We start from the raw sequence: 18,136 nt of genomic DNA on the forward strand, positions 1-18,136 counted from the left end.
AGGCTTCTTCAGGGATTCTGCTTCAGGGGATCGAACTTGTCGGCGAGGTCTGCCCCGAACACCGTCTTGCGCTCGATCTCCAGGACGTTTTCCGGGCGCGGGAAATTGGACGGCACGCGGTCGCCCGGCTTGCGCGGCTTGCCGATCAGGCGAAAGAAGTCCTCGAGCCCGTTCGGCACGATCAACCAGATCCAGCGCAGGCGCGTGTCGCCATCGTTGATGAACATGTGCCGGACATTCTTCGGCAGGAACACAACGCTGTCCGGTTCCAGCGGATATTCCTTGCCGTCGATGACGGCGCGGCCATGGCCTTCGATGACGTAGACAGTCTCTTCGTTGCGGTCATGCGTGTGTTCTCGCACATAGCCGCCGGGCGCCACCGATTGCGTGCCCAGCGCGAAGGGGTGCTCCATGCCGACGATGTGCGGCGCGAGCGCGATGTCGATATGACCGTTTGCCGGCACCGGCTGCCAGTAGCTTTCGCGCGTTTCGGATCCGGAAACATGGATGCCTGACGGAGCGGGTTGAAGGCTGGTGTCGTCCATGGCTCTGCCTCTCGAAAGGAGCTGCGAAGGTCGTGCGGGGCACGCTGCTGACCAAGAGAGGGTACAGCGCAAAAAGTGTCGACACAATAGTAGACAGATTAAATTTCCTGCCTCTATAGTGCCGTGGTGATGATGGCAGGGGAAGGCCGATGGGCGAGTACGACGTTCTGGTGATCGGTTCGGGATCGGCGGCCTGCTCGGCGGCGCTGCGGGCCGCCAAGGGCGGCCTCAAGGTTCTGGTGATCGAAAAGAGCGAATGGCTGGGCGGCACCTCGGCCATGTCCGGTGCCGGGGTCTGGATACCCGCCAACCATGTCGCAGCGGAGGCCGGCATCGCCGACAGCCGCGAGGATGCGCTCGCCTATCTGCGTGCGGTCGCGCCCGAAGGGTGGGAGCAGAAGGAAGATGCGCTCTGGGGCGCGTTCGCCAAGGCCGCGCCGGATATGCTGCACTTCCTGTCCGTCAACACGCCGCTCGATTTTCGCCTGATCAACGAGCCGGACCCCTTTGCCGAAGCACCTGGCGGCAAGCTCTACGGCCGCATGCTTTCGCCGAGGCCGCTCAGCCGCCGTATCCTGGGCAAGTTTGCACGGAGCCTGCGCCGCTCCACCTTGCCGCACAGCTTCACCTACCAGGAGATCGTCGACCTCGATCTCTATCACCATCCCATCCGCGCCGGGTTCAAGGTCTGGCCGAAGCTTCTATGGCGATGGCTGACGAATTCCGGCGGCCAGGGCACGGCCCTGATGACCGGGCTCATCAAGGGCTGTCTCGATGCCGGCGTCACCTTTCAGCCGGGAACGCGCGCCGTCACCCTGCTTCAGGATCCGGATTCGCGCATCACCGGCGCGGAAGTGGAGCGCGAGGACCAGCGCACGAAGATCGTCGCGCGTCGCGGCGTCGTCATCGCCACCGGCGGCTTCGAATGGGACGCCGAGATGCGCGCACGCCACTTCCCAGGTGCGTTCGACCGGATCGGCAGTCCGCGCGGCAATGAGGGCGACGGCCAGAAGCTTGCGGCTTCCGTTGGCGCGCTGCTGGACCGCATGGATCAGGCGAACGTCTATCCCTGCCTGCCGACGCGCTACCAGGGAAAATCGCACGGCTTGCCTATGACCTTCCAGGCCGAGCCGCACTCGATCGTGGTCGATCGCGACGCAAAGCGCTTTGTCAGCGAAAACGCCTTCAACATCGGCGAGGCGATCGATGCGCGCGGGCCGGACGGCGCGCCGATCCATCTGCCCTGCTATCTCGTTGGCGATCATCGTTTCCTGAAAACGTCGCTGCCTTTCCGCTGGTATGCCTCCTACGAGCGCGATTGGATCAAGAAGGCCGATACGATCGCTGGCCTTGCCGCCAAGCTCGGACTGCCGGCAGCGGCGCTTGATGAGACAATCGCCCGCTGGAACGGCTTTTGCGCGAAGGGGCACGATGCGGACTTCCAACGCGGCGACAATGGTTGGGAGGCATACAAGGCGCATGGCCCCGAGAATCGGCTGAAGCCGATCGACAAAGCGCCCTATGTCGGCATGACGATCAATCGCTCGATCCTCGGCACCAAGGGCGGCGCCCGCACCAATGAGCGCGCGCAGGTGTTGAGGCCGGACGGTTCGATCATCCCCGGCCTCTATGCGGCAGGGCTTGCAATGGCCAACCCCATCGGCACGCGCGCCGTAGGAGCCGGCACGACGCTAGGCCCCAATTTGACATGGGGCTTCATCGCCGCCGAGACGATCCTGCATCAAAACCGGTGATCGCGGGGCCTTGCGCACCATAAGGCGCGCGCTCATCGCCACGATCCGCTGATGTCCCGTGGCCAAAGTGGCGGGAAGTCTCCAGGCCCTGCGGCATGACTCGATGACGCTCGCGCTCGCGACACTTGGGAGCGTATCCTGAAATATATTTCACTATGTGAATTATATTGACAACGTGCGCCGCGGCTGTAATGTCCCGATCGTCGGCTTTCGGAGGAAGGTCGGCGTCATCAAATCCATACAGCAGCGCTCGTTGGGCGCCTGCGACGGTCATTGAGGATGGCTTCGGCCAAGGGAGGAAACTTGCGCAAATTTCTGAGCACGCTCGCAATCGCGGCGGCTGCATCGACCTGCTTTGGGTCGATGCAGGTACGCGCCGAAACCCCAAACCCGTTCAAATGCGAGCCGGGTGAAAAATACGTCATGAACGTCATGGTCTCGGGTGTCGAATACTGGTTCCCGGTCTATGAAATGTTCAAGCAGGCCGGCCAGCAGTTCGGCTGCGAGACCGCCTATACGGGTACGCCGGAATACGACGTCAACAAGCAGATCGCCACCTTCGACCAGGCGCTGGCGCAGAAGCCGGCCGGCATATTGGTACATCCGATGAACTCCGATCCGTTCATCGAGCCGATCAACCGCGCCATCGAACAGGGCACCGCGGTGGTGACCTTCGCCGCCGACTCGCCGAATTCCAAGCGCGTCTCCTACATCACCTCCGACAACAATGCCGAAGGCACCTATGCCGCCGACGCCGTTGCCAAGGCGATGGATGGCAAGGGCGAATATGCCGTGCTGGAGAATCCCGGTCAGGACAACCACGACAAGCGCGTCAACGCCTTCGTCGCCCGCATGGAAGCCAAATGGCCGGACATGAAGCTCGTCGGTCGCGCCGCTTCGAACCAGGATCCGACCAAGGCCTATCAGGCCGTTCTGAGCCTGGCGCAGGCGCATCCTGACCTCGGCGCCGTGTTCATGCCGGAGGCCAATTCGGCCATTGGTGCCGCCCAGGCAGCCAAGGAAGGCGGCGGCAAGATCCGCGTCATGCTCGCCGACGTCAACGCCAAGATCCTCGACATGATCAAGGCCGGCGAGATCTTCGGCTCGGTCAATCCCAACCAGGGCATGCAGGGCTATATGGGCTTCATGCTGTTGTGGATGGCCAAGCATCCCGGCCTGATCGATCCGATGAACGATGCCAAGCGTTCGGGCTTCAATCCGATGAGCGTGCCCTTCGTCGACAATGGCTTCTCCATCGTCTCCAAGGACAATGCGGACGACTTCTACTGGGACAAGTATCTCAAGCGTCGCGGCACCAAGGGTATCGAGGAATAATCTCGATCTCGCCGCCCGGCCTCGGCAAGGCCGGACCAACCGGGAAGGAGGCTTCGGCCTCCTTCCTCCCCCGCAAGCATCGCAGGAGCATGGCGTGACCCAGGCGCCCATTCTTGAAATCCGCGGCCTGTCCAAGGCGTTCTGCGCGGTCAAGGCGCTGAGCGACGTGCAGTTCGAGCTGCGGCGCGGCGAAATCCATGCGCTGTGCGGCGAGAACGGCGCCGGCAAGTCGACGCTGATGAACATGATCGCCGGTGTATTGCAGCCTGACGAGGGCGACATCCTGATCGATGGCGAGCGTGTTTCGATCCACTCGCCCGCGGCCGCCCAACGCCTCGGCATTGCGCTTGTCCACCAGGAGATTGCGCTCTGTCAGGACGCGACGGTTGCCGAAAACATCTATATGGCCGCGATCAACAGCCGGCGCGCGCCGCTGATGAATTTCCAGAAGCTCTACGCTGACGCCCAGAAGGTCATGGACCTGCTCGCGCCCATTCCGGTGCGCACTCGGGTCGCGGATCTCTCGATTTCCAACCAGCAGCTCGTCGAGATCGCCAAGGCGCTGACGCTCGACTGCAAGGTGCTGATGCTCGATGAGCCGACCGCGGCGCTGACCGAAAGCGAAGCGCAGCGCCTGTTCTCAATCGTGCGCGGGCTCAGGGAGCGCGGCATTTCGGTGGTCTATATCAGCCACCGCATGGCCGAGATCTTTTCGCTGTGCGACCGCGTCACCGTCTTCCGCGACGGCCGCTACGTGGCGACCGATCCGATCGCCGCCGTTTCACCGGACGATGTCGTGCGCAAGATGGTCGGCCGCGAAATCACCCAGCTCTATCCCGATAAGCTGGCGCCGCAAGAGCCGGGTCGCTTGCTCCTCTCGGTCGAGGGGCTTTCCGATGGCCGCCGCTTCGCCGACGTCGATCTGCAGCTTCGCGCCGGCGAAATTCTCGGCGTTGGCGGCCTCATCGGCGCTGGCCGCAGCGAGATCGCGCAAACGGTCTGCGGCCTCAGGCCAATGACGTCTGGAACCGTCGCGCTCGACGGAAAGCAGCTCCGGCTGCGCGGCTATGGCGATGCGGTCAAAGAGGGGCTGGTCTATCTCTCCGAGGATCGCAAAGGCTCCGGCGTGTTCCTCGATCTGCCGATCGCGGCGAACATCTCCGCGCTCGACCTCGCCAGGCTTACCGGGCCACTCGGCCTGCTCGACCGCAAGGCCGAGGATCGTCAGGCGAGCGAGCTGACCGGCAGGCTCGGCGTGCGCATGGCCGGCATCGATGCCGCCGTCTCGACGCTAAGCGGCGGCAACCAGCAGAAGGTCGCCATCGCCAGGCAGCTGTCCGTAGACCCCAAGGTCATCATCATGGACGAGCCGACACGCGGCATCGATGTCGGCGCCAAGGTGGAGATCCACCGGCTGTTGCGCCAGCTTGCCGGCAGTGGTGTCGGCGTCATCGTCATCTCGTCGGAACTGCCAGAGCTGATCGGTCTGTGCGATCGCGTTCTCGTGGTGCGCGAAGGCAGGATCGCCGGCGAACTCTCCGCCGGCGAGCTCGGCGAGGAAGCCATCATCATGCTCGCCTCGGGCGTCCAGAACAGTTCAACTCAAAGGCAGGCCCAGAATGTCGCCTAGGCAATCAGGAGAAGCGCTCGTGCACGCCGAGATCAAGGCCGCCGGGCGGCGGATCAATTTCGCTCAGCTCGCCTCGATGCGCGAGGCCGGGCTGATCGTCATCATCCTGGCGCTGTGCATCGCCATGAGCTTTGCCTCGCCGCACTTCCTGACATGGGGCAATTTCCGCGCCATGCTGATGAGCTTTTCCATCGAAGGCATCGTCGTCGTCGGCATGACCATCCTGCTCATCGTGGGCGGCATCGACCTTTCCGTCGGCTCGGTCGTGTGTTTCTCGATGGTGGTCTCCGGCGCGCTGTTCCTCGCCGGCCTCGATCCCTGGACGGCAAGCCTGATCGGCATTGGCGTCAGCGCGCTGATCGGCGCGGCGATGGGCTTCTTCGTCACGGTGATAGGCCTCAATCATTTCATCACGTCGCTGGCGGCCATGGTCGTCGTGCGCGGCATGTGCCTGGTCGTCACCAAGGGCACGCCGCTGTCGCTGTTCACCCTGCCGCCGGCCTTCAAGGCCATCGGCCAGGGCAGCTTCAACAACATCCCCTATGTCATCCTGATCTTCGTCGTCGTGGTGTCGATCTTCGACTTCCTGCTGCGTCGCGCCACGGCCTTCCGAAAAGTCTTCTACACCGGCTCCAACGAGAAGGCCGCGCAGTTCTCGGGCATCAGGACCAATCAGGTGAAGTTCTGGGTCACGGTGCTGTGCTCGACCCTCGCCGGACTGGCCGGCGTCATCTACATGGCACGCTTCGGCGCGGCGACGCCGACTTTCGGCGCTGGCATGGAGCTCAACATCATCGCCGCGGCCGTCATCGGCGGCGCCTCGCTGAATGGCGGCTCGGGCACCATCTTCGGGGCGATCCTCGGCATGGCGTTGCTGTCGGTGGTGACGAGCTCGCTTATCCTGCTCGATGTCTCGGTCTATTGGCAGGACATGATCAAGGGATGCATCCTGCTGGCGGCGGTGTCGATCGATCACTTCCTGCACCGCAAGAAGCCCTGAACCTCAAAGGCAGCGAAGCAAGACCATGGCCCCTCCCAACACTCGTGACGACATCGCCGCTGTCCGCCAGATGCACCAGGCGCTGGTCCTGCATTATGTCGAAGGCAAGACCCAGGCAGAGATCGCCGGAGAACTCGGCATCTCGCACGCGACCGTCAACCGGCTCATCAAGCGCGGCCACCAGCTCGGCCTCGTCGAGATCAAGATCAAGTCACCGATCGACCATCTGGTCGACCTGGAGGCGCGGCTGGTCGCGCTGGGCGGCATCGAGCGGGCGATGGTGGTGCCATCGGTCTCCGACAATCCGCACACCGCCCTGCAACGGGTCGGCGAGGCGGCGGCTGGGCTGCTGCTCGACACCATCAAGGATGGCGATACGATTTCGATCACCGGCGGCAAGGGCGTCAGCGCGCTGGTCGCCGGTCTCAAGCCGGGGCGCCGCTACGATGTCGAAATCATTCCGGCCACCGGGCTGGTGCAAGGCAAGCACTATACCGACGTCAATCACGTCGCGTCGCTGATGGCCGACAAACTCGGCGGACGCGCCTACCAGATCCATGCGCCGCTGTTTGCCGACACCGCGCAGCAGCGCGAGATGCTGATGGGCATCAGCTCCGTCGCCGACGTGTTTCGCAAGGCGCGCGAGGCCGATGTGGCGGTGGTGGGCGTCGGCTCCATCCTGACCGACGATTCCAGCTACTACGACCTGCATCCGTCCTCGAACGCCGATCGCCAGGCGATCGAGAAGTCCGGGGCGACAGGCGAGCTGCTCGCCCATCTCATCGATCGCCAGGGCAAGCTTTGCAACTACTCGCTCAACCGTTCGCTGGTCTCGTTGACGCTTGACGAGTTCGCGACCATCCCGCGCTCGATCGGCATCGCAAGCGGCCCCAGCAAGGTCGCGCCGATCCTCGCCGCCATGCGCGGCAACCATCTCGACACCATCGTCACGGACGAGGCCACGGGGCTCCATATCCTCGAACTGGCCGAACAGGAGGCAGCATGAATTCTCGACAGATCCAGCGGCAGATCGGCAAGTCCGGCATATCGGCGTCGGCTGTAGGCCTGGGCACCTGGGCCATTGGCGGCTGGATGTGGGGCGGCACCGACGAGAAGGAGTCGGTCAAGGCGATCGAAGCCTCGATCGACGCCGGCCTCAGCCTGATCGACACCGCACCGGCCTACGGCCTCGGCCGCAGCGAGGCGATCGTCGGCACCGCCATCAAGGGCAAGCGCGACAAAGTGGTGATCGCGACCAAATGCGGGCTGAACTGGCATTCCGGCAAAGGGGGCCATTTCTTCGACCAGGACGGCAAGCCGGTTCACCGTTATCTCGGCGCCGACGGCATCGCCTATGAAGTCGAGCAGAGCCTGCGGCGTCTCGGCACCGATCATATCGATCTCTACATCACCCATTGGCAGGACCCGACGACGCCCATCGCCGAGACGGTGGCGGTGCTGGAAAAGCTCAAGGCAGCCGGCAAGATCCGCGCCATTGGCGCCAGCAATGTCAGCGCCGAAGATCTTGGCCACTATATCGACGCCGGCCAGCTCGATGCGATCCAGGAGCGCTATTCGATGATCGACCGCGAGATCGAGAGCAGCCTGCTGCCGATCACCCGCCGACATGACATCGCCACCCTCAGCTACTCCTCGCTGGCGCTGGGCCTGCTCACCGGCACGGTCGACCCAGCGCGCACATTCGGCGGCGACGACCAACGCAAGGACAACCCACGCTTCTCCACGGCCAACCGTCTGAAGGTGGCAAAGCTGAAAGAGGCAATCATTCCGATCGCCGAAAGCCACCAGGCGTCGATGGCGCAGATCGTCATCGCCTGGACGCTTGCCCAGCCGGGCATCACTTTTGCCCTGTGCGGCGCGCGCAATCCCGAACAGGCGCTCGACAATGCGCGGGCCGGCGAGATCACGCTTGCGGCAAGCGAGCTTGCGGCCATCGACGCCGCGGCAGCCGCGCATCTCACCGCGATGGATGCCTGAGCAAAAAGGCAACAGCCCCGATGAACCGTAGCCATACGTTAGCCGGTCTGCGCGACCGGCCTGATATTGCCGTGCTCGTCATCGGTGGCGGCATCAACGGCATCAGCGTCTTTCGCGAGCTGGCCCTGCAAGGCGTCGATGCCGTGCTGGCGGAAAAGGGCGACTATTGCAGCGGCGCCAGTGCCGCCCTGTCACGCATGGTGCATGGCGGCCTGCGCTACCTCGAAAACGGTGAATTCAAACTGGTGCGCGAATCGCTGCTTGAACGCGACCGCCTGCTGCGGAATGCCCCGCACTACGTGGCTCCGTTGCCGACGACGGTGCCGATCTTCGATATGTTTTCCGGCCTCGCCAACGGCGCGGTGCGTTTCCTGGGGCTGACGCGGCGGCCTAGCCGGCGTGGCGCGCTGGTCATCAAGACCGGGCTTGCCATGTACGACCTGTTCACCGCCGCACGGCGATTGATGCCGACACACAGGTTCAGGGGGCGCGCCGAGACCTTGAAAAAATGGCCGGCGATCAATCCAGCGATCCGCAATTCGGCGACCTATTACGACGCCTGGGTGAGCCGGCCCGAACGTCTCGGCCTGGAGATGCTGCTGGATGCCACGGCGAGCGCGGCGAACGCCCGGGCCTTGAACTACGCGCTGATATCATCGACCGGCGACGGCCTTGCCATTACCGACACGTTGACCGGCGAGGAACTGCCGGTGCGGGCGCAACTGGTCATCAACGCCACCGGCGGCTGGATCGACCTGACCAACAAGGCCATTGGGGCGGCGGCGCAGAAAATGATGGGCGGCACCAAGGGCTCGCATCTCATCGTCGACAACGCAGAACTCCTCGACGCGCTCGGCGGCCACATGGTCTATTACGAGAACGAGGACGGTCGCATCTGCATCCTGTTTCCCTATCTAGGCAAGGTGCTGATCGGCTCGACCGACATCCGGGTCGATGATCCGGACCAGGTCCGTTGCGAGGAGGACGAGCAGCGCTACATCCTGCAGTCGCTCGCCTTTGTTTTTCCCTCGATCAAGGTCACCGAAGACCAGATCGTGTTCCGCTTCGCCGGCGTGCGCCCGTTGCCCGCCAGCGAGGACAGTTTCACGAGCCGAATACCGCGCGATCATTTCTGCGAGTTCGTCGAACCGGCCGGCCACCTGCCGGCGACACTGTGCATGATCGGCGGCAAGTGGACGACCTTCCGCTCGTTCGGGGCGCTGGCAGCCGATATGGCGTTGAAGCGGCTGGGGCTCGCACGCAGCATGGGCACGCAGGACATGGCCATCGGCGGCGGTCGCGACTTCCCGGCCGATCCGCAGGCCTGGTGCGCATCATTCGCCGCCGAGCACGGCCTGCCGGTCGAGCGCGCGCACACGCTGCTGCAGCGCTATGGCACGTCGGCCAGGGATTTCGTTTCGCACCCGGCGGGCGAACAGATGCTGCCCCGGTCGGATTACTCGGCAAGCGAGATCCGCTACATCATCGAGCGTGAGCAGGTCCAATGCCTTGCGGACCTGTTCCTGCGCCGCACCACCATTGCCATTTCGGGTGGCCTCAGCTTCGACCTCGTCAACGCCGTTCTCGACCTGCTGGCGGCGCACAAGGGCTGGAGCGCCAGCGAGGCTGCCGCCGAATGCTCGACCTTCCTGGCCTTGCTGGCCGACCGGCACGGCATCGACCTCCAGACGCATCAAAGGAGCGCCCTATGCGCGTAAACAAGAAAGTCCGCATGAACCGGCTGTTCGGCGGTGGCCGCTGCCTCGACGTCGCCATCGATCATGGTGTCTGCAACGAACCGAGCTTCCTTGCCGGGCTCGAAGATATGGCCGGCGTCGTCACCCAGCTGGTCAAGGCGGGCCCCGACGCCATCCAGATGAATTACGGCCAGGCCGATCTGCTGCAGGCCGTGCCGGGCAAGGACAAGCCGGCGCTGGTGATGCGCATCGACATGGGCAATCCCTACAACAGGACACGCCACCGAGCGATGTGGGCGGTGCTGCAGAACGAAGCCGAGCCCTTGCTTGGGGCCATCGAGATGGATGCGGCTTGCGTCGTGGTCAATCTGTTCATGCTGCCCGACGAGCCGGACCTGTTCCGGCAATGCGTGCAGAACATCGCGCGCGTGCGCGCCGATTGCGAGAAATACGGCCTGCCGCTGATGATCGAGCCGCTGGCCATGCTGCCGGTCACTGAGCATGGCGGCTACATGGTCGACGGCGATGCCGAAAAGATCGTCACCTTGACCCGGCTTGCCCGCGAGATGGGCGCCGATATCATCAAGGCTGATCCGACCACCGATCCCAACGACTTCCACCGCGTCGTCGAGGCCGCGCGCTGCCCGGTGCTGGTGCGCGGCGGCGGCAAGGAGGATTTGCGCGCTGTGTTCGACAAGTCGGCTGCCTTGATGGCACAGGGTGCGCTTGGCATGGTCTATGGCCGCAACATCTACCAGCATGCCAACCCGAGTGCTGTCGTGCGCGGGCTGATGGCGATCATTCATGACGATGCCGATGGCGGCGTGGCCTGGGACCTGTACAACCAAGCATAGGCCGCGGCCTCGGGAGGCGCCAATGGGTAAGTATATTCTTGGCCTCGATGCCGGCAACACCGTCATCAAGGCTATCCTCTTCGACCTGTCGGGGCGCGAGCTGGCGCTTGCCGCCTGCGACGGCCGCTCGTCCATGCCAAAGCCCGGCCATGTCGAGCGCGACCTCAACGAGCTCTGGCGCAATGCGGTTTCGGTCATCGGCCAATGCATCGCTGAAGCCGGCATCGACGCCGGCGAGATTGTCGCCATCGGCTGCGCCGGCCATGGCAACGGGCTCTATGCGCTCGATCGCGCGGGTGCCCCGCTGATCGGCATCCAGTCGCTCGACACACGCGCGGTCGGCATCGTTGCCGAATGGGCAGAGCAGAATGTCGGCGACCGCACCTATGCACACTGCCTGCAACGGCCGTGGGCGGCGCAGACGCCGACCCTGCTTGCCTGGCTCAAGCGCTTTTCGCCGGCTTTGTTCACCAGCATCGGAACTGTGTTCTTGTGCAAGGATTTCGTCGTCAACCGCCTGACCGGTGCGCGCAGCAGCGATACATCAGACATGTCGGGCTGCGGCCTGCTGCAGATGCGGGATCGGCGTTACGAGTCGGATCTGCTTGCCGCCTACGGGCTCGGCGATTGCGCGGACCTGCTGCCGCCAGTGCTGGAATCGGCCGACATTGCCGGCCATGTCAGCGAGGACGTAGCAGCCCTGACGGGACTGCGCGCCGGCACGCCCGTCGTGGCCGGGCTGTTCGATGTCGTCGCCAGCGCGATCGGTTCGGGCGTGACCACAACCGGTGCCGCCTCGGTCATCGCCGGAACCTGGAGCATCAACCAGGTCATCACCGACGAACCGATCCGCGACCCCTCGATTTTCATGCTGTCGACCTTCGATCGCCAGCGCTATCTGGCGATCGAATCCAGCGCGACCTCGGCCGCCAATCTCGAATGGATCGTTCGCGAATTCCTCGAGCATGGTGGCGAAGCCGGCAAGTCGCCATTCGAATTGTGCAGCGAACTCGTCGCTTCCGTCGATCCGAACAGCGACATTCCGATCTATCATCCCTTCCTGTACGGCTCGCAGCAGAACGGCCATGCGCGCGCCGGCTTCTACGGGATCGCCGGCTGGCACAGCCGGGCACATCTGCTTCGTGCGCTGTTCGAGGGCGTCGCCTTCGAGCACAAGCGCCATGTCGAGACCTTGCACAAAGCGGGCGCCGATTTCGACCAGGTGGTGCTGTCTGGCGGCGGCTCGCGCAGCACGGTCTGGCCGCAGATCTTCGCCGATGTGCTCGGCGTGCCTGTCACCGTGGCGCGCAGCCGCGAGACCGGCGCGCTGGGAGCGGCAATCGCTGCCGGCACCGGCGTCGGCATCTTCGCGGACTACAGCGCCGGTGCGGCCGCCATGACAGCGGCTGCCCGGCATTTTGTACCCAACGAAGCGGTTGCCGACGCCTATGCACGGCGGTATCGACTGTACGGCGAGATCAACCAGGCGATGACCCCGATGTGGGAGCGCATCGCCGGACAGCAGGCATACACGTGACTGAAGCTTCACCGTCCCCGTTCGGCAGTTACGACTACGTCATCGTCGGTGCCGGCTCCGCCGGCTGCGTGCTCGCCAACCGGCTTTCGGCCAATCCGCGCAACAATGTGCTGCTGCTCGAGGCTGGCGGCAGCGACCGCTACCACTGGGTCGATATCCCGATCGGCTACCTCTTCTGCATGGGCAATCCGCGCACCGACTGGATGATGAAGACCGAGCCGGAAGCCGGTCTCAACGGACGCAGCCTCAACTATCCGCGCGGCAAGGTGCTTGGCGGCTGTTCATCGATCAACGGCATGATCTACATGCGCGGCCAGGCAGCCGACTATGATGGCTGGCGTCAGGCCGGCAATGCCGGCTGGGGCTGGGACGATGTCCTGCCTTACTTCCTCAAATCGGAAGACTTCCATGGCGGCAAGAGCGCCATGCACGGCAGTGGCGGCGAGTGGCGGGTCGAACGGCAGCGGCTGTCATGGCCGATCCTCGACGCTTTCCGGGACGCGGCCGAGGAACTCGGCATTCCCCGCACCGAAGACTTCAACACCGGCACCAATGAAGGGTCGGGCTATTTCGAGGTCAACCAGCGGAAGGGCGTGCGCTGGAACACATCGAAGGCGTTTCTGCGCGGCATTGCGGCGCGCAAGAACCTGCGCGTGGTGCTCGGCGCGGAGACCGAGCGGCTCGAATTCGACGGCCGGCGCGTCACCGGACTCGTCTTCCGAAAAGACGGTGTCCAGCACCGCGTGTCAGCCGGCCAGACCATTCTCGCCGCAGGTGCCATCAACTCGCCGAAGCTGCTCGAACTCTCCGGCGTCGGCCGTCCCGACCTGCTTTCGAGCATTGGCGTGGATGTCCGTCACGCCTTGCCGGGCGTCGGTGAAAACCTGCAGGACCATCTGCAGATCCGCACCGTCTTCAAGGTCGCCAATGCCGCGACGCTCAACCAGCGCTACCACAATCTGGTCAGCCGCGCGTCGATGGGGCTGGAATACGCGCTCAAGCGCAGCGGGCCGCTGTCGATGGCGCCGAGCCAGCTCGGCATCTTCGCCAGGAGCGATCCGCGCCTTGCAACGCCCGACCTCGAATATCATGTGCAGCCACTGAGCACCGACAAGCTGGGCGAGCCGCTGCATCGCTTTCCCGCGGTCACCGTCTCGGTCTGCAATCTGCGTCCGGAAAGTCGGGGCACCGTACATATGGGTTCGTCCGATGCGCGGGAGGCGGCGAAGATCCGACCGAACTATCTTTCCACCGAGGGAGACCGCAGCGTGGCCATCGCGTCGTTGCGCCATGTCCGCAGTCTGATGAAGGCCCGCGCCGTGGCGCGTTTTGCGCCGGAAGAGATGCTTCCCGGCACGCAGTATGACAGCGACGAAGACCTCATCCGCAAGGCCGGAGATATCGGCACGACGATCTTCCACCCCGTCGGCACCTGCAAGATGGGGTCGGACTCGATGGCGGTGGTCGACGACGGCCTGCGTGTTCACGGGCTTGCCGGACTGCGCGTTGTCGATGCCTCGATCATGCCGACAATCGTTTCGGGCAACACCAACTCGCCGGTCGTCATGATCGCGGAGAAGGCGGCCGAGATGATCCTGCAAGAGGCCCGCTGACCGCCATCGGCTTCAAGCCAGGGCAACGCCGCGCGATCGCCTCTTCTCGGCGGCCGCGAGCAGGTCGACGAAAGCGCGCACCTTGGCGGGCCGGAACCGGGCCGGTGGAAAGACGGCGTGGATGCCGCCGGTGGGCAAGGTCCAGCCGGCAAACACCGGCACCAGCCGTCCTTCGGCGATATCGTCGCTGACACTGTAATCCGGAAACACGCCGAGCCCGATGCCGGCGAGCACGCAAGCCAGGGCAGCCGGGCTCTTGTCGCACATGACGACCGGATTGAGCTCGGTCAGCACCGTCTCATTGTCCCTGGAAAACAGCCATTGGCCGATGCCGCGCAGCTGGGCGTTGCCGACCCAGGCCAGCGATCTTGCCTGGCGCGGCGTCACGCCGGGCGGCAGGCTCGCCGCGAAGCCAGGGCTCGCCACCACGATTTGCCGGATTGTACCCAGGCGCCGCGCCTGGTTGGAGGAATCGGTGAGCCAGCCGACACGGATGCCGAGATCGATCTGCTCGTCCACCAGATTGCTGACCGCGTCGTCGAAGATCGCCTCGACGTGCATATGCGGATAGGTCCTGAGATAGGCCGCCATGACCGGGGCCACCATCTTGGTGCCGTAGTCGAGCGGCGCGGTCAGTCTCAGCGTTCCGCTCGGTTCGACGGCTCCGCGCGAGATTTCGCCATAGGCCGCCTCCGCTTCCCGCAGGATGATCATCGCGCGGTCATAGAAGAGGCGGCCCTCTTCGGTTGGCGTGACGCGCCGCGTCGTGCGTTGCAGCAGCGTTGCGCCCAGTTCTTCCTCGAGCTTGCCGATCTGATGGCTGACCACGGCCTTGGCGACGCCAAGCCGGTCCGCCGCCGCGGTGAACGAGCCGGTTTCCATCACCGTGGTGAAGTAGGCCAGCCGATTGAGGTTCAGAAGTTCAGCCAGGGCGGCAACCTTTGTCTGATTGAATCAGACAGTTTGTATTATTAGGCGCCATTTATCGCAAGGCCCCTGACTGCCACATATGAGCAGAGGCATTCGACGAAGCCGGTGGATGGACCAAGGATGGCAGCGACCATGAGCAATTCAGAAGTGACCTATCTTTTTGATCCGCTCTGCGGCTGGTGCTATGGCGCCACCCCGATGCTCGACAGGCTGTCGGCCACCGGCGTGCGCGTCGAGCTGCTGCCGACCGGCCTGTTCTCCGGTGCCGGCGCGCGTCCGATGGATGAAGGTTTTGCCGCCCACGCCTGGGCGAACGACCAGCGCATCGAGCGCCTGACCGGACAAATGTTCACGCCGGCCTACCGGCACAATGTCCTCGATATCCGCGGGACCCTGCTCGATTCGCATGCCGCCACGCTTGGCATCAGCGCCGCCGGCCTGGAAGATCCCAGCCGCCTCGCCGCGCTGAAGACGATCCAGCGGGCGCGCTATGTGGATGGCCGCGATGTCGTGACGATCGGCGGCGTGGCCGAAGTGCTCGCCGCCGCCGGCATGGCGGACGCCGCCAGGTTGCTCAAGGCGCCGACCGAAGCATTGCTGACGGCCCATCGCGAGCTGGTCGGCCGCGGCCGCGCGCTGTTCCAGCGCCTGCATGCCGATGGCGTGCCTTCGCTGGCGGTCATCCGCAACGACGCGCCCCGGCTCATCGGTTCGAACGCGCTGTTCGGCAGCTTCGACAATCTCGTCGCCCATATCGCGGCGGCGTGATCCCATCCTCCAGAAAACCTCCAACAAGGAACAAGGAAACAGACATGGCAAAAGTCGCTCTCATTGGTGCATCGGGTGCTGTCGGTTCGCGCCTTCTCAGGGAACTCTCCGATCGCGGCCATACCGTCACCGGCATCGCGCGCAACCCGGAAAAGATCGCCGCGCTTCCCGGCGTGACGGCCAGGAAGGGCGATCTGTTCGACGAGAAGGGTCTGGCCGGCCTGATCCGCGGCCATGATGTTGTGATCAGCGCGGTGCATTTTCTGGACAGCGATGCCGATACGCTGATCGCCGCGGTGCGCGCCTCCGGCGTGAAGCGCTATCTCGTCGTCGGCGGCGCCGGCAGTCTCGAAGTCGCACCCGGCAAGCGGCTGGTCGACACCCCTGAATTTCCGGCGATCTACAAGGCCGAGGCCCAGAAGGGCGCCGACTTCCTGGACAGATTGAAGACGGTCGACGACCTCGATTGGACGTTCCTGTCGCCATCCGCCATGTTCGTGCCGGGCGAGCGCACCGGCAAATTCCGCCTCGGCAAGGACACGCTTCTCGCCTCGGACAAGGGCAGCAGCATTTCCTTCGAGGACTACGCCATCGTCATGGTCGACGAGATCGAGAAGCCGGCCCACATCAGGCAGCGCTTCACCGTCGGCTATTGATCGAACGGGCGGCGGCGGCCTAGCCTCAATCGAGGCCGGCCGACGCCAGCCGCATCAGCGCTTCGCGAACGCCGGCACGCCGGTAGGTCTCGGTGACGAGCCCGTCCTGTCTCAGCGCCTCGCGGCGGCGTTCGACAAAGGCGCGTTCCTCGCCGGTCAGGTCGTGTTCTCGCTTGCGGAGCCATTCCTGGTAGGACGGATCGACCTCCTTGACCGGCTTGGCCGCTGTCGAAACCGAAGCCGGGCGGTAGTCGGTATAGCGAGGCCGCAAGGCGCTGTTGGGGTTGTATTCAGTTCGCCTGTCGTTGCCCGAAATGACGAGGTCGGGATCCGACACCCGGCCCGACGGGCTGTAGACGAATGCCGAGACAATCCGGTCGAGCGCCGCGTCGACTTCCTTCGGACGGTGTACGACGTCTCGCGGCTGGCGATCGGGGACAGCAAGCCGGGTGATGCCGCGATCGTTGATGGCGTCGAGTACCTCGCGGTGATCGCGCGAGGTGATGACCTCGCGCCGGGCCGGCCAGAAATCATAGGGCGCATGCGCGCCATAGCCCTTGCCGATGCGGAAGGCATAGATTTCCGGATAGACCGTCAATTCGGTGCGGCGGCTTGGCTTGACGTCGTAGAACGAGGTGATGGCGATCTGCAGCAGATGGGTCGCGCCGATGCCGCCAAGCGCGTCGTCGATCACCAGGCCGAAACGGTCATGCGGGTTCCAGTCCGGCAAGGCCTCGGCGATCGAAGCGGGCTTGCCGCCGATCTCGACATCGAACATGTTCGCTTTCAACAATGTCACGACATGCATTGGGCTCTCCTGACGGCCGTCTTTCGATTCGACAAGGCTTCCGATTCGCCAAGGCTTCATCAAACCAGCCATGAACACGCTTGTCAGCCCATATCGGGTTTGGCCCCCTCCTTCCCCACCGGTGCCCATATCGCTCTAACTCTTTGTTTTGGCACAATTCCGGACGGAAAACCGCTTCACACTTTTCCTGGAATTGCTCTAATGTCCTCGACTCGCGGAGGATTGATCATGGAGCATAGCCGGCTGTCGAAGAAGGAGCGGCATGAGCTCATCCTGTCGGAAGTGCGCCGGTCGGCCTCGATCCGTATCTCCAGGCTCGCCATACGCCTGGGCGTCGCCGGCGAGACGATCCGTCGCGACCTCATCGAGCTTGGCGACGCGGGGCTGCTCAACCGAACCTATGGTGGTGCGACGATCTCGCTGGTGACATCCGAGCCGGTGATTGCCGAGCGTAGCCAGACCATGGTCGAGGAGCGTACCCGGATCGGGCGTGGCGCGGCCGGGCTGGTCAAGAAAGGCCAGATCGTGATGATCGACGGCGGCTCGACAACCTACGAGGTGGCGCGCAATCTCTCGCAGCTGAGGCGCGACCTGACCGTCATCACCAACTCCATCGGCGTGGCCTCGGTAGCCGGCGCCAATCCGACTTTCCGGGTTGTCCTGTGCCCCGGCACCTATGACAGCCGCGAAGCCAGCGTGTTCGGCGAGGATACGGTCGAATTCATCAGGCGCTACAATGCCGATATTGCCATCATCGGCGCCTCGAGCCTGTCCGCGGATGGGCCCAGCGACATGATCTCGGGAGCAGCGGCGGTCAAGCGGGCGATGATCTCGCGAACGCTGTCGACAGCGCTGGTGGTGACCAACGACAAGTTCGGCCGCAACAGCCTCGAGCGCGTGTGCGGCATCGGCGAGCTTTCCGACATCGTCACCGATCGCGAGCCGCAGCCGGCGCTGCGCGCCGTCATCGAAGCGGCTGGAACGGAACTTCACATCTTTGGCGGCGGCTGA

Annotated in this window: 16 protein-coding genes; 13 read left to right on the forward strand and 3 right to left on the reverse strand. The window is 64.3% G+C overall.

Features of this window, described 5'->3' with window-relative positions; translation table 11 throughout:
- Positions 1-8: 8 nt before the first annotated feature.
- Positions 9-545 carry a cupin domain-containing protein gene (locus tag HB777_00140; GenBank protein QND62465.1) on the reverse strand — a complete coding sequence of 179 codons (537 nt, stop codon included), beginning with the start codon at positions 543-545 and terminating at the stop codon, positions 9-11.
- A 149-nt stretch (positions 546-694) separates the two neighbouring features.
- Here HB777_00140 and HB777_00145 point away from each other — a divergent pair, with 149 nt between their 5' ends.
- From HB777_00145 to HB777_00190, 10 genes are all read left to right on the forward strand, one after another.
- Positions 695-2,299, forward strand: coding sequence for an FAD-dependent oxidoreductase (locus tag HB777_00145; protein ID QND62466.1), 1,605 nt, complete (start codon positions 695-697; stop codon positions 2,297-2,299).
- Between the two features lie 303 nt (positions 2,300-2,602).
- Positions 2,603-3,634 (forward strand): sugar ABC transporter substrate-binding protein, encoded by a 1,032-nt coding sequence (locus HB777_00150; protein ID QND62467.1) that lies wholly within the window; start codon positions 2,603-2,605, stop codon positions 3,632-3,634.
- 94 nt (positions 3,635-3,728) lie between these two features.
- A complete protein-coding gene (locus HB777_00155) occupies positions 3,729-5,264 on the forward strand; it encodes a sugar ABC transporter ATP-binding protein (GenBank protein QND62468.1) in 1,536 nt (511 codons plus the stop codon).
- Between the two features lie 19 nt (positions 5,265-5,283).
- Positions 5,284-6,264, forward strand: a complete 981-nt coding sequence (locus tag HB777_00160; protein QND62469.1) for an ABC transporter permease — start codon at positions 5,284-5,286, stop codon at positions 6,262-6,264.
- Positions 6,265-6,289: 25 nt separating this feature from the next.
- Entirely contained in the window at positions 6,290-7,270 is a 981-nt protein-coding gene (locus HB777_00165) for a sugar-binding transcriptional regulator (GenBank protein QND62470.1), read from the forward strand.
- Positions 7,267-8,262: an aldo/keto reductase gene (locus tag HB777_00170; protein QND62471.1), complete on the forward strand. Its 996-nt coding sequence runs from the start codon at positions 7,267-7,269 to the stop codon at positions 8,260-8,262. Before HB777_00165 ends, HB777_00170 begins: the two co-directional genes overlap by 4 nt.
- A gap of 20 nt (positions 8,263-8,282) precedes the next feature.
- Positions 8,283-9,980: a glycerol-3-phosphate dehydrogenase/oxidase gene (locus tag HB777_00175; GenBank protein QND62472.1), complete on the forward strand. Its 1,698-nt coding sequence runs from the start codon at positions 8,283-8,285 to the stop codon at positions 9,978-9,980.
- Complete coding sequence (locus HB777_00180) at positions 9,971-10,813, forward strand: aldolase (GenBank protein QND62473.1); 843 nt, start codon at positions 9,971-9,973, stop codon at positions 10,811-10,813. Before HB777_00175 ends, HB777_00180 begins: the two co-directional genes overlap by 10 nt.
- A gap of 22 nt (positions 10,814-10,835) precedes the next feature.
- A complete protein-coding gene (locus HB777_00185) occupies positions 10,836-12,350 on the forward strand; it encodes a carbohydrate kinase (protein QND62474.1) in 1,515 nt (504 codons plus the stop codon).
- Positions 12,347-13,963 (forward strand): GMC family oxidoreductase, encoded by a 1,617-nt coding sequence (locus HB777_00190; GenBank protein QND62475.1) that lies wholly within the window; start codon positions 12,347-12,349, stop codon positions 13,961-13,963. The genes HB777_00185 and HB777_00190 overlap by 4 nt, the downstream gene beginning before the upstream one ends.
- A gap of 12 nt (positions 13,964-13,975) precedes the next feature.
- On the opposite strand, the gene HB777_00195 is transcribed toward HB777_00190, so the two are convergent.
- Positions 13,976-14,893 carry a LysR family transcriptional regulator gene (locus HB777_00195; protein QND68596.1) on the reverse strand — a complete coding sequence of 306 codons (918 nt, stop codon included), beginning with the start codon at positions 14,891-14,893 and terminating at the stop codon, positions 13,976-13,978.
- A gap of 132 nt (positions 14,894-15,025) precedes the next feature.
- On the opposite strand from HB777_00195, the gene HB777_00200 reads away from it, so the two are divergent.
- Positions 15,026-15,661: a DsbA family protein gene (locus HB777_00200; protein QND62476.1), complete on the forward strand. Its 636-nt coding sequence runs from the start codon at positions 15,026-15,028 to the stop codon at positions 15,659-15,661.
- 44 nt (positions 15,662-15,705) lie between these two features.
- Positions 15,706-16,317, forward strand: coding sequence for an NAD(P)-dependent oxidoreductase (locus HB777_00205; protein QND62477.1), 612 nt, complete (start codon positions 15,706-15,708; stop codon positions 16,315-16,317).
- 25 nt (positions 16,318-16,342) lie between these two features.
- On the opposite strand, the gene HB777_00210 is transcribed toward HB777_00205, so the two are convergent.
- Complete coding sequence (locus HB777_00210) at positions 16,343-17,125, reverse strand: hypothetical protein (GenBank protein ID QND62478.1); 783 nt, start codon at positions 17,123-17,125, stop codon at positions 16,343-16,345.
- A gap of 228 nt (positions 17,126-17,353) precedes the next feature.
- On the opposite strand from HB777_00210, the gene HB777_00215 reads away from it, so the two are divergent.
- Entirely contained in the window at positions 17,354-18,136 is a 783-nt protein-coding gene (locus tag HB777_00215; protein ID QND62479.1) for a DeoR/GlpR transcriptional regulator, read from the forward strand.

Source organism: Mesorhizobium loti (assembly GCA_014189435.1).
In the GTDB taxonomy this organism is placed as follows: Bacteria; Pseudomonadota; Alphaproteobacteria; order Rhizobiales; family Rhizobiaceae; genus Mesorhizobium; species Mesorhizobium loti_G.